Source organism: Vibrio sp. 1CM2L, from assembly GCF_023161695.1.
Taxonomy (GTDB): domain Bacteria; phylum Pseudomonadota; class Gammaproteobacteria; order Enterobacterales; family Vibrionaceae; genus Vibrio; species Vibrio coralliirubri.
This window is the reverse complement of sequence record NZ_JALNTT010000003.1, coordinates 913,054-925,153: the sequence shown is the minus strand read 5'-3', so window position 1 is coordinate 925,153 and position 12,100 is coordinate 913,054. Positions and strand designations below refer to the sequence as shown.

Here is a 12,100-nt window from a genome sequence, read left to right as displayed (position 1 = left end):
TCTATACAAGCTACAGCGATCTATAAACCGACTACGATTGGAACAAGTTACAGTGAGGAGAATTCGCGATGCATAAATACACAGAGAAACATGTCTCCTGCCCCCACTGTGGGCATGCCATCAGCATAACGCTTGATGCTTCTAATGGGAGCCAAGATTTTTATGACGATTGCCCAGCATGTTGCAATGCCATTCACCTCGACATGCAGGTAGATGAAGTAAGAGACAGGATTAATCTCTCGATTGATGCAGACGACGAACAAGTCTTCTAACACCTACTCTCTTGTCGAGTTTGACCTACACCTCGATTTAAAGCTACCTTCGATTTTGAGGCTAGCCTAGAAAAACACAAATACACAAAATAGAAAAAGAGCACTTAATGTGCTCTTTTTTAATGTCTTCGACTTTTACTTAGTCAGCGCTTTTTAGGCAAGTGCTATTGATAAACCGCTACTACTATTTTTGGTTTGCTAGTACGCGTTCAACAGTATCAACAATTGCTTGTGTTTGAGGGTCAAACTCAATGTTTACTTGGTCGCCTACTTCACGGCTGCCAAACAGAGTACGATTCAGCGTTTCTGGGATCAGGTGAACAGAGAAACGGTTCTCTTCCACTTCACCAATCGTCAATGAACAACCATCAACGCCGATGTAACCCTTGCTCAACACATACTTCATTGATTCTTGAGGCAGCTCAAACCAAAGCGTGCGGTTGTTTTCTGTCTTAATCACATCAACGAGATTAGCCATCAGAGTAATGTGGCCAGACATGCTATGCCCGCCAATTTCGTCACCAAACTTTGCTGCACGCTCAACATTTACTTTGTCACCAACATTCAGCTGGCCTAAGTTCGTCAATCGCAATGTCGCTTGCATTAAATCAAAAGCAATCTGGTTGCCAGAAATTTCCGTTACCGTTAAGCAACAACCGTTATGAGCTACTGAAGCGCCAATTGCTAACCCCTCAACCATTTCGTCACTTAACTCAATGGTATGAGTTTGAAACAACTCTTTTTTGTTTATCGCAACCAGTGTTGCCATGCCTTGAACGATACCTGTAAACATAAGATTCCTATTTAGCATTCTAGGGCGTGTTGACCTTTCGCGGTTAAATTTTGTTCGGATGGGGACGCCTAGTCAAAAGCGTTTTAATCGCGGCGAGGGGGAAGTAGCCTAGCATCCTAAGCAAATCTCCCTCAACAAAGAGTAAAACGCTTTTTGCGGGGGCGCCCAGCTCGAACCCTTCGGGCAGCGTTTGCTGGTCATTTTTACTACGTTATCGGCTTCTCATGTAGGCTAGCTACACATCGACGCCTCTGCCTTGCATAAATACCCAGCAACTCGCTGCAAAAATCAGCTCGAAAGATCAATACGCCCTAATAACAGTTTTTCATAGCAGTTATTGTGACATTTCTTTATGATTCGTCCAGTGGAAGCTTAAGATCATTGTCTCTGATTCCTTCAGAATGTCCTTTCCTACACTATTATTCTAATTTTCCCTCTTATTTGGAGTTGTTTGTGCATCGTTACAAAGAAGAATCCTCGAATCTAATCAAACTTGCGACCCCAGTATTGATCGCATCTGTTGCACAAACTGGAATGGGGTTTGTTGATACCGTAATGGCCGGTGGCGTAAGTGCTATCGATATGGCGGCGGTTTCTATTGCAGCAAGTATCTGGCTACCATCAATCTTATTTGGTGTCGGTCTATTGATGGCGTTGGTTCCTGTCGTTGCACAGCTGAATGGTTCTGGTCGACAAGTTAAAATTCCATTTGAGATTCAACAAGGTGCGTTTTTAGCGCTCGTTATCTCTCTTCCTATCATTGGCGTACTGTTCCAGACACAATTGATATTGGAGTGGATGGACATTGAACAACTCATGGCAGAAAAGACCATCGGCTATATGAATGCGGTGATGTTTGCTGTACCTGCGTTTTTGTTGTTCCAAACATTGCGAAGCTTTACGGATGGAATGTCTTTAACTAAGCCTGCAATGGTGATTGGTTTTATTGGCTTGCTATTAAACATCCCGCTTAACTGGATGTTCGTATACGGAAAACTTGGTGCTCCTGCTCTGGGTGGTGTTGGCTGTGGCGTGGCAACGGCTATTGTCTATTGGGTTATGTTTGCATTGCTGTTCGCTTACGTTTTAACATCAAAACGTTTGGCGAAAATCAACATCTTCGGTACGTTCCACAAGCCTCAACTTAAAGCTCAAATCCGTCTGTTTAGACTTGGTTTCCCAGTAGCTGCCGCTATCTTCTTCGAGGTAACTCTGTTTGCGGTGGTTTCTCTGTTAGTTGCACCATTAGGTTCATTGATTGTTGCCGCGCACCAAGTCGCGATCAACTTCTCTTCGCTAGTCTTCATGATTCCAATGAGTATCGGTGCAGCAGTGAGTATTCGTGTTGGGCATAAGTTGGGCGAAAACAACACCGAAGGCGCTAAGATCGCGACACACGTGGGTATCATTGTTGGTTTAGTTACAGCCTTAATGACAGCGGCGTTAACGGTTCTGTTTAGAGAGCAGGTTGCATTACTTTACACAGAGAACACTGCGGTAATTACCGTTGCAATGCAGTTGCTGTTGTTCGCGGCGGTTTATCAATGCACTGACGCCATCCAAGTTATCGCTGCAGGTGCTCTACGTGGCTACAAAGACATGCGTTCAATCTTCAATATTACGTTCGTTGCTTACTGGTTGCTTGGTCTTCCTATCGGCTACATCTTAGGAATGAAAGATTGGATTGTTGAACCTATGGGCGCGCACGGTTTCTGGATTGGTTTCATTGTCGGTCTAACATCAGCAGCGATTATGTTGGGTATGCGCCTACACTGGATGCATAAACAAGACGACGACGTACAGCTAGAGTTTAGTTCGCGCTAGATTCGCACTCACTAAGTCGGTCTATCTGATTTCGAATACAAAAAAGAGCTCTGATTTTCAGGGCTCTTTTCGTTTAATGGTCAGGTAGATCGTATCTGCCTTAATATTCACTCTTCTCTCGAACAAAGCGCGCAAACTTGGGTTTTCCGTTTTGAGTAAAACCATTGTAGCGAAAGGTAATACGGCTACCGATCTCTGGCGGTGCGAGTCTCATTTGGTCACTGAATCCGCTGCCGATATAAAATTCCACCCCCTCTTCTGTGTGAACCAAAATTGAACCCATCATCCCTTTATACTTCCCTGTCCCACCCTTATAGCCAATAACCGTGGCTTCGGCATCGTGGTGCCTTTTAAGCTTTAACAAATCATTACTTCGGCCTGCTTGATAACGACTGGTGATCTTTCTAAGCATCAAACCTTCGCCATTACGCTCATCGACATTATCAAGTTGATGAAATAAAGCCTCTTCACTGTGAATTGGTACATGTTCTATGTAGCCGACATGAGATTCTCCAATCACGCTTACCCAATGCAAAATGTTGTAATAGCGCTTTTGATAATCTCCTGCGGCGCCGGGCATATCAAACAGCATGAAATCTATTTGCCGCCATGCTGTGTCACTCGGCGTATGGTCGAGAACGGTAGATTGAACGAGATGGAACTTGCCTCTTCCTGCCCACAACTCTCCTTCGAGATGGACCTTAGGCAAGTTTTCAGTAAACCACTTGGGTGAGTAAATGCGATTGCCATTACGTGTATAAAGGTGTTGTCCATCCCATAGAGCGCGAATCCCATCAAGTTTTTCACTCTTCCAGTATTCAGAAACATCTATGCCTTGCTGGTAGGAGTTTGCTAGCACCAAATGGTCAGGAGGCAAATAGGATGAATGAGATGAAAGCGAACACGCCCATAGAGTGGCTAAAGCCAGTTTGGTTAATCTCATCATCTGCTCCATATTAATATCTGTAGTGGTCAACAAATGTCTTTAATCCTAAGCGCTCTAACACCCAGTTAGACAATCTTTGCCAGAAGATGCGATCCACTCATCAACCTTATCTAACTCTTGCATTAATTCGCTAAACTAATGATTCATAGCTCTCATATGTTCCGCCGTTTTTAGTTCTCAAATTGAGAAACGCCTTTTCTCAATTTGAGATGGGAATTCTCACTAAACATAAATCATTGAAAAATAACAACATAAAAGTTGGCACATTCAGTGCAATTGTCAATACATACTTAAAGGAGATATCGCTATGGAACTACGTAAGATTGATTTGAATACAACGACACTGACGCTTTCTATCTTCGGTGATTTGGATGCAGCAGGCAGTCGTGATGCACAAACAGACATTGATGATGTGATTTCTAACGATGGTCACCCTGAAATCGAAGTTGATTTTAGCCAGGTTGAGTTTTTAGATTCATCTGGGGTTGGCGCGATTGTTTATATGTTCAAACGTCTGACTGAACGCGAGCGCAACATGCGACTTGAAAATGTGACGGGTCAGCCTCTTGAAATTATGAACTTGCTGCGTATTGGCCACGCTATCCCAGTAAATTCAAAAAATCCTGCAAATTCATGAAGACCCACTAAGCTAGAAGTAACAAAAAATAATAAGAAAAATTAGAAACATAGGACGTTGGCATGAAAAAACTGAAAAACTACATAGCCCTTTCTCTGTCCGTTCTCGTTCTGGGTGGCTGTACTAGCTATCCTGAACAAGGCACAGGGGGTTTGGCTGAAAGTTACGATTCTATTAACTATCAAAACTCAGACTTCTCTCCTGTCATGCCAGACGAGCCTCTTGGTCCAGAACATGGATTACGCTTTGATTGGCAGCTCGCTAAATTGCACCTTGATGCCTTGATCCAAGAAGGCGCTCGTTGGTGTTTCCCCGCTGCTGTTGTTCAAGCAATCGAAAAGCAAAATCGTATTGCTCGTGAACTTCAAGGCGGTCTACTACTGGATGCAGCCAACGACTTAGTGATACAAAGAAAACGTCTAAATGAACTTGAAGTCCAACTGGATTACGTAACCTCTCAAGCCCGCTGTGAGCCACCAAAAAATGAAACCCAATTTAGAATGCAACTGTCAGTTATCGAACAGTTGTATGACCTGCTTAATGTTGATAACCAATTCGCGGAAGATTCGATTGAAGTAAACCCGAAGTACATGGGAAGACTTGCGGAAGCAACCAGCCTACTGAAAGAACACAAATCTCTAGACCTTGTTGTTACCGGCCATGCTGATGCGACAGGTACCGAAGAATACAACGATAAGTTAGCACTTGGACGAGCGAAACAAGTCGAACGCTACCTGACTATTTTTGGCTTAGGCGCTCAACGAATCAAAGCCGTCTCTGTTGGCGAAACCGTCCCTCTTTTTGAAGGTGAATCCGACGGCACGCGTTTAACGAACCGCCGAGTAAGTATCGAAGTTATCTCGCCTAAGAATGCCGAGAAAATGGGAGGTGGACTATGAAATCCTTGATCGCTTTTATCATCACCCTATCGTTATGCTTTGCGAATGTCGTCAATGCTAACGATGAGTTTTCAGACGCAGTTCAAGTCGGTGACCTTATCCAAGTTAACGTGCCCGGTGAAAGTACCTTAAACACGGGGTTCCAAGTGGATAAGCGTGGCCGTATTACCCTTCCTGAAGTAGGCGCTGTGTTTGTTGCAGGTTACGACAGTGAGCAGCTTAACAAAGTGGTTCTAGAGTCGCTGGCAACCGCTTATAAAGATCTTTCGAACGCTTCAGTGTATGTAAAAGAGCAGCAAATCATCATCTACGTGCAAGGTTATGTAGAACAGCCTGGCGAATACACGCTCGCATTAGGTTCTAGCATCCAAATGGCACTTTACGCTGCGGGTGGTTTACGCCCGGGCGCGCAATTGGATAAGCTGATTCTAAAGCGAGGCGCAGATAAGAAAGAGTTTAACTACAAACGATTCCTTGATTCAGGAGACGAGTCAACATTACCTACTCTGCAATCACTGGATTCATTGTTCGTTCCGGCTTCTCCATTAGTCGGTAACATAGAACAAGAGTTCGATGCAGCAAAGCTTGCTAACTCAGGCGACAGTGCAGATTCTCGTAACTCCATCAAAGTGTTTGGTGAGGTAAACGCGCCGGGTTCGTTCACTTACAAAGAGAACACCGACCTTGTCGACGTACTTATGCGTTCGGGCGGCGTAACTCGCTATGCCAGTGTTGAGCAAATCCGAGTGATTTCGAACAACACCCCAACGCTATTCAACCTAAAACGTTACTTAGATTCTGGTGACGAAAGTCTGCTTCCAATTTTACGCCCGGGTGCGACCATTTTCGTTCCCAAGCAAGAAGAAGAGATCAAATCCGGCGCCAACATGGTTTACGTAATGGGCGAAGTCGCAGCCCCTGGTGCTTTTGAAGGCAAAAGAGACGCGACCTTTATGGATATCTTGGCTAATGCGGGCGGCCCAACTCGATTTGCAGAGTCACGACAAATCCGTGTCATCAAAGCAAATGGCAGAGTGCTTAAATTCGATTTAGCGGCTTACACTGAAGGCTTACCTAACTCTAACCCTCCTAGCATCAAAGCTGGTGACGCGATTTTCGTTCCCGAGAAAACCGACATGAACGAGAAGTCTTGGCTGAAAATTACGCCAGACAGAGCAGTTAACGTGATTGGTGAGGTGAATCGACCTGGTCGTATTGAATGGTCAGATGAAATGAACTTCATGGGGCTATTGGCACACGTCGGCGGCCCTACGCTACGCGCTGACACATCGAAAATCGAGGTTGTTACTGGTAGAAAGCTAGTTGTGTTTAACCTTGATGATTTTATTCGAAATGGTGCGCCACGTGACCAAATGCCACAAATTCGAGCGGGCTCTATCGTGCGCGTTCACGACTTGCCACAAGATCCTTCAGACAATAAATCACAATGGGTTCGTCAAAGCTCTGATGCTTCGATCTACATCTTTGGACAAGTGAATGCGCCTGGTCGTTACCGCTTCACCAAAGACATGCACTTCCTTGATATCTTGTCTGCGGCTGACGGTCCAACAAAGGATGCTGACATCCACAACGTTCGAGTAACGCATCGTGACAAAACCTATTCGCAAGTAAGCAAACTTAACTTATCACTGTACTTCGAAACCGGTGACGAATCGTTACTGCCAAACGTAACCACTGGCGACACGATTTACATCCCAGAGAAAGGCAAAAACTGGCTAGATACACCGAAAGAAGAAACCGTTCGTGTGCTTGGTGCGATTAACAACCCAGGGCGTTATGTATTCAACGACAACATGACCATTCTAGATATTCTGGCAGAAGCGGCAGGCCCTACCGACAATGCTTACGTCGAGAAAATTACCATTGTGAATATGTCTTGCTGCCAAGGTCAGGCTCGTACTTTTGACCTTGTAGAGTTCAGTAAAACGGCGAACATTTACAACCTGCCGGTGCTACGCGCTGGTGACACGATTTACATTCCAGACCGTCGCGAAAGCTTTATTGAAAAAGCACGTGTCGGACTTGATGACATACTGCGTATTACGACCACCATCGTATTAATAGGAGCTTTATAATGACTATTTCAGCGACCCATGCCGAAGTCGAGCAACTGTATTTAGCTTCTGAACTTAACGGCCAAAAATCAATATGCGTCACCGCCTGTCATTCAGGTGACGGCGTAACATCTATTGCAACCGCACTAGCTGAGCGTTTTCTTCTTGCGGGTCATTCAACACTTTATGTTGATCTCAACTTATTCAACCCTGCTTTCAAAGATTTGAATATGCTAGAAGATAATCAGCAAGGTCAATTGATTGAACATGTTGAATCTCAGCGTACCTTTATCGGTGTACCTGCTCCACAAGTTGCTTCAACGCAATTGGCTTATAAAGATCCGACAACGTTACAAAAAGTGGTCAACAAATGGTTAGAGAAATACGACAGAGTCATCATTGATACCTCACCGCTTCTCAACATAAACAAAGGCAATATTCCGGCGCAGTCTGTGGCGAGTGCTTGTGAAAGCACACTGATGGTTGTCGCTTATGGTGAAACGTCGAGTCACCACCTAGAACAAGCGAAAAAGCTGCTTGATGCACAAGGTATCAATCTAATGGGCTGCGTGATGAACATGAAACAAAAACCTAGCTTTGCACAAGAGTTGGTCAGACAAATCAATCGAATGAAATTCATCCCCGCTAAGTTTCGCGATAGCTTGGCAAACAAGCTGTATCAAAATGAGTTTTTGAACCTTCCGATGTAACTTTCTTTTGCTACTTTCTGGCTGTCATTAAACCATGACAGCCACCTATCTTATTAGACTTCAAGCTCCAACTTCTCTGAATGATTCAAAACCAAATTGGGTGTTTTTGGCGAAATTATTGTTAAAAATAAGATTTTAAAAACCATTCAACGCATTTCACACACGTCAATCATGGTCTTACCACCTTTAAATCCCTTCAAAAATCAACAGCCCCACACCTAACTTTAGCGGTAATGTGACACAGACGGTTAAAGTGCCATGTAAATCGAATCAAAGATGGAATTCGTACGATTATTCCCTAAGATTATAAATAGAGGTGGTTTTTGACGAATTTGTAATAGTTTGACAAAGTTATCCGATGGCTGTTGAAACACAGTGGATGAATTGGCAAATCACACTTCACTGACTTTGCACGTTTATCTATTCAAACTTCACCCATCCCTCCTTCTGCTCAAATGGTTCAAATACACGGAAAGGATCACCATCGAGCAATTTAGATAATCAATTTACCTTGGTTACCTTAGTTGTATTATTAAAGAGAAAGGAAACTCAATATGAAATACAAGTTAAGCTCCGTATTTTTGTTAGTAGCAGCAGCCAGCGGTAATGCTAACGCTGGAGAATGTGGCAGCGTAACAATCGCAGATATGAACTGGAACTCTGCAACACTGATCGCCAATATCGACCAATTCATCCTTGAACATGGTTATGGGTGTGATGCTGAACTTATCCCTGGCGACACTATGCCAACAGGCACGTCTATGATCGAAAAAGGCCAGCCTGATGTTGCACCTGAACTTTGGAGCAACAGCTTAAAAGACGCATTAGATAAAGGTGTTGAAGAGAAACGTCTTCGCTACGCAGGTAAAGCACTTGTGAACGGCGGCGAAGAAGGCTTTTGGGTTCCAGCTTACCTAGTTAAACAGTACCCTGAAATGGCAACCATCGAAGGCGTACGCAAAAACGCAAGCTTATTCAAACACCCTGAAGACCCAGATACATCTGCATTCTACAGCTGCCCTGCAGGCTGGAACTGTCAGATCAGCGCCGGAAACTTGTTTAATGCTCTTGAGCTAGAAAACAGCGGTTTCACGATTGTTGATCCAGGCTCGAGTGCCGGCTTATCTGGCTCTATCGCAAAAGCTTATGAACGTGAAGAAGCTTGGTTTGGTTACTACTGGGCACCGACCGCTGTGCTAGGTAAATACGACATGGTTAAAGTCGACTTTGGCAGTGGCGTTAATGAGGAAGAGTTCCTTAACTGTACCACTAAAGAAGATTGTGAATCGCCAAAAGCGACCATGTACCCGCCTTCACCTGTTCACACGATTACCACTGAAAGTTTTGCGTCACGTGCTCCTGAAGCGTACGACTACTTTACTAAACGTGGTTTCACAAACGACAAAATGAACTCGCTACTTGCTTGGATGGAAGACAACCAAGCTGATGGCGAAGAAGCGAGTCTGCATTTCTTAAGTGAATTCCCAGAAGTATGGCACCCATGGGTTTCTGAAGAAGTGGCTAAGAAAGTTGAAGCAGAGCTGTAAGATCTTGATTTAATAACAAGTAATTACGCTTCAACAATAAAACAGAAATAACGTCGCTATACTTGATGTTATTCATGATTCGGAGCCCTTTTCATTAGCGATTTTCTTATCGCATGGACAAGTGGCTCCGAACTATAAGGATATAAAATGGCTGACAGCAATTGGTTATCAAGCTTTCCAGAGATGGAACGCGGTGATTTACGAACCATAAAAAAGACGCTAGATGGCGCATACCGTGAATTTTCCCGTGAATACGGCGAAATGATTGAATCTCTCTTTGACCCCCTTCTTTCATTCCTTGTTTGGTTTGAAAAACTCCTTATCTCAACACCTTGGATTATTGTCCTTGCCGTGTGTACCAGTCTTGTCTACGCGGCAAGTCGTTCTTGGAAACTGGCTTTAGGTTGTGTTGTTTCTCTACTTCTCATTGGTTACTTTGGAATGTGGGAAGACACCATGCGGACGCTCAGTATCATTACTGTGTGTACCTTGGTTTCAATATTCTTAGGCATTCCGATTGGCATTGCGATGGCTCGTTCAAATCGAGCGCAATCTATCGTTACGCCGATGCTCGATATCATGCAAACCATGCCTGCATTCGTTTACTTGATTCCAGTGGTAATGCTACTCGGCATCGGTAAGATTCCAGGGCTAATCGCCGTGGTTATCTACGCGATTCCACCTGTGATTCGTTTAACTAACCTAGGCATACGCCTAGTCGATAAAGAAGTCCTTGAAGCCGCTACCGCTTTTGGTGCGAGCAAAAAGCAACGCTTATGGGGTGTTCAACTTCCTTTAGCAATGCCAACGATCATGGCGGGTATCAACCAAACCATCATGATGGCACTGTCTATGGTTGTTATCGCATCCATGATTGGTGTTAAAGGCCTAGGACAACCGGTTCTTAAATCGATTACTAACCAGTACTTCACATTAGGTTTGATGAATGGTTTCGCCATCGTTGCCCTCGCAATCCTTTTTGACCGCGCTTCACAAGCGTACGCAAGAAGAACTAATGCGCATTTAGGAGGATTCAAGCATGACTAAACCATTGATTGAAATTAGTGGTCTGTACAAGGTGTTTGGACCTAAACCAATGTCTGTTATGAACCGAGTTCAAAACGGCGAACACAAAGATCAGATTCTTGCGGATACGGGTCATACCGTTGGTTTAAAAGAGATTAACCTTGAAATTAACCGTGGCGAAATCTTCGTAATCATGGGGCTTTCTGGCTCGGGTAAATCGACGCTGATTCGCCACTTCAACCGTTTGATTGACCCGACTCAAGGTAAAATCATGGTTGAAGGCATTGATGTGATGAGCCTCAACACTAAACAGCTAGAAGAGTTCCGTCGTCATAAAATGTCGATGGTATTCCAACGCTTTGGCTTAATGCCTCATCGCACTGTGGTTGAAAACGTTGCGTACGGGTTGGAAGTACAAGGCATCAAAAAAGAAGACCGTTTAGCGAAAGCCAACGAATGGTTAGAAACGGTGGGCTTAAAAGGTTATGGCAAGCAATACCCAGCGCAACTTTCAGGTGGTCAGCAACAACGTGTTGGCCTTTCTCGCGCTCTGTGTACTAACGCTGAAATCTTGTTAATGGATGAAGCCTTTTCGGCACTCGACCCTTTGATTCGAAGTGAAATGCAAGACCAGCTTATTGAACTTCAAGAGAAGCTTCATAAGACGATTGTTTTCATCACTCATGATCTGGACGAAGCACTCCGCCTAGGCGATAGAATCGCAATTTTGAAAGACGGCGAGTTAGTACAACAAGGCACACCACATGAGATTCTGCTAAATCCAGCCGATGATTACGTGGAAGCGTTCGTGAAAGACGTAAACCGCGCTCGTGCATTGACCGTTGAAACCGTTATGCAACCTCCTCTTTATCGAATCACATCAGAAACGATTGAAGGTGCTCTGGCACAAATGAAGATGCTTAAAAACGATTACGCTTATCACGTAACGGATGACGGCTATCAAGGCCTAGTCACACAAGAGAGCCTACAAGACGCTGTTGAAGATTCATCGGTACATGACTTTAGTGATGAGATATACGAAGAAGTCCCTGCCATCTTACCTGATGCGGTGATTGAAGAAGTGCTACCAGATACTATGTCTTGTGACTACTCTCTTCCAGTTGTTGATGAAGACGGTAATCTAAAAGGTGAACTAGAGAGAAGCGCTGTTGCTGATATCTTCTCAGAAAGTAGCGAGGAAGAAGTAGAAGCCGACCCAAAGCCAAAGATTGATAAAGCTTCGTAGTCCTACTTTTCGTAATTTAAAGTACGGCTGTTTGAATTATCATTGTTTGGGTTATCGTTATTTGAGTTATTGCTATTTAGATTAACCTAAACTACATAAACCGCTCTAAGACCACTGCTGTTAAT

At 44.1% G+C, this 12,100-nt stretch carries 11 protein-coding genes; 9 read left to right on the top strand and 2 right to left on the bottom strand.

Going from position 1 to position 12,100, the window contains the following annotated elements:
* Nucleotides 1–68: 68 nt before the first annotated feature.
* Nucleotides 69–272 carry a CPXCG motif-containing cysteine-rich protein gene (locus MSG34_RS14345; protein ID WP_004733789.1) on the top strand — a complete coding sequence of 68 codons (204 nt, stop codon included), beginning with the start codon at nt 69–71 and terminating at the stop codon, nt 270–272.
* A 184-nt stretch (nt 273–456) separates the two neighbouring features.
* Here MSG34_RS14345 and MSG34_RS14340 read toward each other — a convergent pair whose 3' ends face one another.
* Nucleotides 457–1,065, bottom strand: a complete 609-nt coding sequence (locus MSG34_RS14340; protein ID WP_048612058.1) for a riboflavin synthase — start codon at nt 1,063–1,065, stop codon at nt 457–459.
* Nucleotides 1,066–1,518: 453 nt separating this feature from the next.
* Here MSG34_RS14340 and MSG34_RS14335 point away from each other — a divergent pair, with 453 nt between their 5' ends.
* Entirely contained in the window at nt 1,519–2,889 is a 1,371-nt protein-coding gene (locus tag MSG34_RS14335) for an MATE family efflux transporter (RefSeq protein ID WP_048611045.1), read from the top strand.
* 100 nt (nt 2,890–2,989) lie between these two features.
* On the opposite strand, the gene MSG34_RS14330 is transcribed toward MSG34_RS14335, so the two are convergent.
* Nucleotides 2,990–3,832 carry a DNA ligase gene (locus tag MSG34_RS14330; protein WP_048611046.1) on the bottom strand — a complete coding sequence of 281 codons (843 nt, stop codon included), beginning with the start codon at nt 3,830–3,832 and terminating at the stop codon, nt 2,990–2,992.
* Nucleotides 3,833–4,142: 310 nt separating this feature from the next.
* Between MSG34_RS14330 and MSG34_RS14325 the strand changes: the two genes are divergently transcribed.
* The 7 genes from MSG34_RS14325 to MSG34_RS14295 all read left to right on the top strand — a co-directional run bounded on the left by MSG34_RS14325 (nt 4,143) and on the right by MSG34_RS14295 (nt 11,975).
* Nucleotides 4,143–4,472, top strand: coding sequence for an STAS domain-containing protein (locus tag MSG34_RS14325; protein WP_050621341.1), 330 nt, complete (start codon nt 4,143–4,145; stop codon nt 4,470–4,472).
* 62 nt (nt 4,473–4,534) lie between these two features.
* On the top strand, nt 4,535–5,371 hold the full coding sequence (locus tag MSG34_RS14320) for an OmpA family protein (protein WP_248338077.1): 837 nt from the start codon (nt 4,535–4,537) through the stop codon (nt 5,369–5,371).
* On the top strand, nt 5,368–7,467 hold the full coding sequence (locus MSG34_RS14315) for an SLBB domain-containing protein (protein ID WP_248338075.1): 2,100 nt from the start codon (nt 5,368–5,370) through the stop codon (nt 7,465–7,467). Before MSG34_RS14320 ends, MSG34_RS14315 begins: the two co-directional genes overlap by 4 nt.
* Nucleotides 7,467–8,156 (top strand): chromosome partitioning protein ParA, encoded by a 690-nt coding sequence (locus MSG34_RS14310; protein ID WP_248338074.1) that lies wholly within the window; start codon nt 7,467–7,469, stop codon nt 8,154–8,156. The genes MSG34_RS14315 and MSG34_RS14310 overlap by 1 nt, the downstream gene beginning before the upstream one ends.
* A gap of 554 nt (nt 8,157–8,710) precedes the next feature.
* Nucleotides 8,711–9,703 carry an ABC transporter substrate-binding protein gene (locus tag MSG34_RS14305; RefSeq protein WP_017063893.1) on the top strand — a complete coding sequence of 331 codons (993 nt, stop codon included), beginning with the start codon at nt 8,711–8,713 and terminating at the stop codon, nt 9,701–9,703.
* Between the two features lie 147 nt (nt 9,704–9,850).
* Nucleotides 9,851–10,750 (top strand): proline/glycine betaine ABC transporter permease, encoded by a 900-nt coding sequence (locus tag MSG34_RS14300; protein ID WP_019823103.1) that lies wholly within the window; start codon nt 9,851–9,853, stop codon nt 10,748–10,750.
* Entirely contained in the window at nt 10,743–11,975 is a 1,233-nt protein-coding gene (locus MSG34_RS14295; RefSeq protein ID WP_017059590.1) for a glycine betaine/L-proline ABC transporter ATP-binding protein, read from the top strand. The genes MSG34_RS14300 and MSG34_RS14295 overlap by 8 nt, the downstream gene beginning before the upstream one ends.
* Nucleotides 11,976–12,100: the final 125 nt, after the last annotated feature.

Bases quoted from the DNA above. Each gene is read 5' to 3' on its own strand.
- MSG34_RS14315 (WP_248338075.1), top strand. From the start codon at position 5,368: ATGAAATCCTTGATCGCTTTTATCATCACCCTATCGTTATGCTTTGCG.
- MSG34_RS14325 (WP_050621341.1), top strand. From the start codon at position 4,143: ATGGAACTACGTAAGATTGATTTGAATACAACGACACTGACGCTTTCT.
- MSG34_RS14295 (WP_017059590.1), top strand. From the start codon at position 10,743: ATGACTAAACCATTGATTGAAATTAGTGGTCTGTACAAGGTGTTTGGA.
- MSG34_RS14340 (WP_048612058.1), bottom strand. From the start codon at position 1,065: ATGTTTACAGGTATCGTTCAAGGCATGGCAACACTGGTTGCGATAAAC.
- MSG34_RS14345 (WP_004733789.1), top strand. From the start codon at position 69: ATGCATAAATACACAGAGAAACATGTCTCCTGCCCCCACTGTGGGCAT.
- MSG34_RS14300 (WP_019823103.1), top strand. From the start codon at position 9,851: ATGGCTGACAGCAATTGGTTATCAAGCTTTCCAGAGATGGAACGCGGT.
- MSG34_RS14305 (WP_017063893.1), top strand. From the start codon at position 8,711: ATGAAATACAAGTTAAGCTCCGTATTTTTGTTAGTAGCAGCAGCCAGC.
- MSG34_RS14320 (WP_248338077.1), top strand. From the start codon at position 4,535: ATGAAAAAACTGAAAAACTACATAGCCCTTTCTCTGTCCGTTCTCGTT.
- MSG34_RS14310 (WP_248338074.1), top strand. From the start codon at position 7,467: ATGACTATTTCAGCGACCCATGCCGAAGTCGAGCAACTGTATTTAGCT.
- MSG34_RS14330 (WP_048611046.1), bottom strand. From the start codon at position 3,832: ATGAGATTAACCAAACTGGCTTTAGCCACTCTATGGGCGTGTTCGCTT.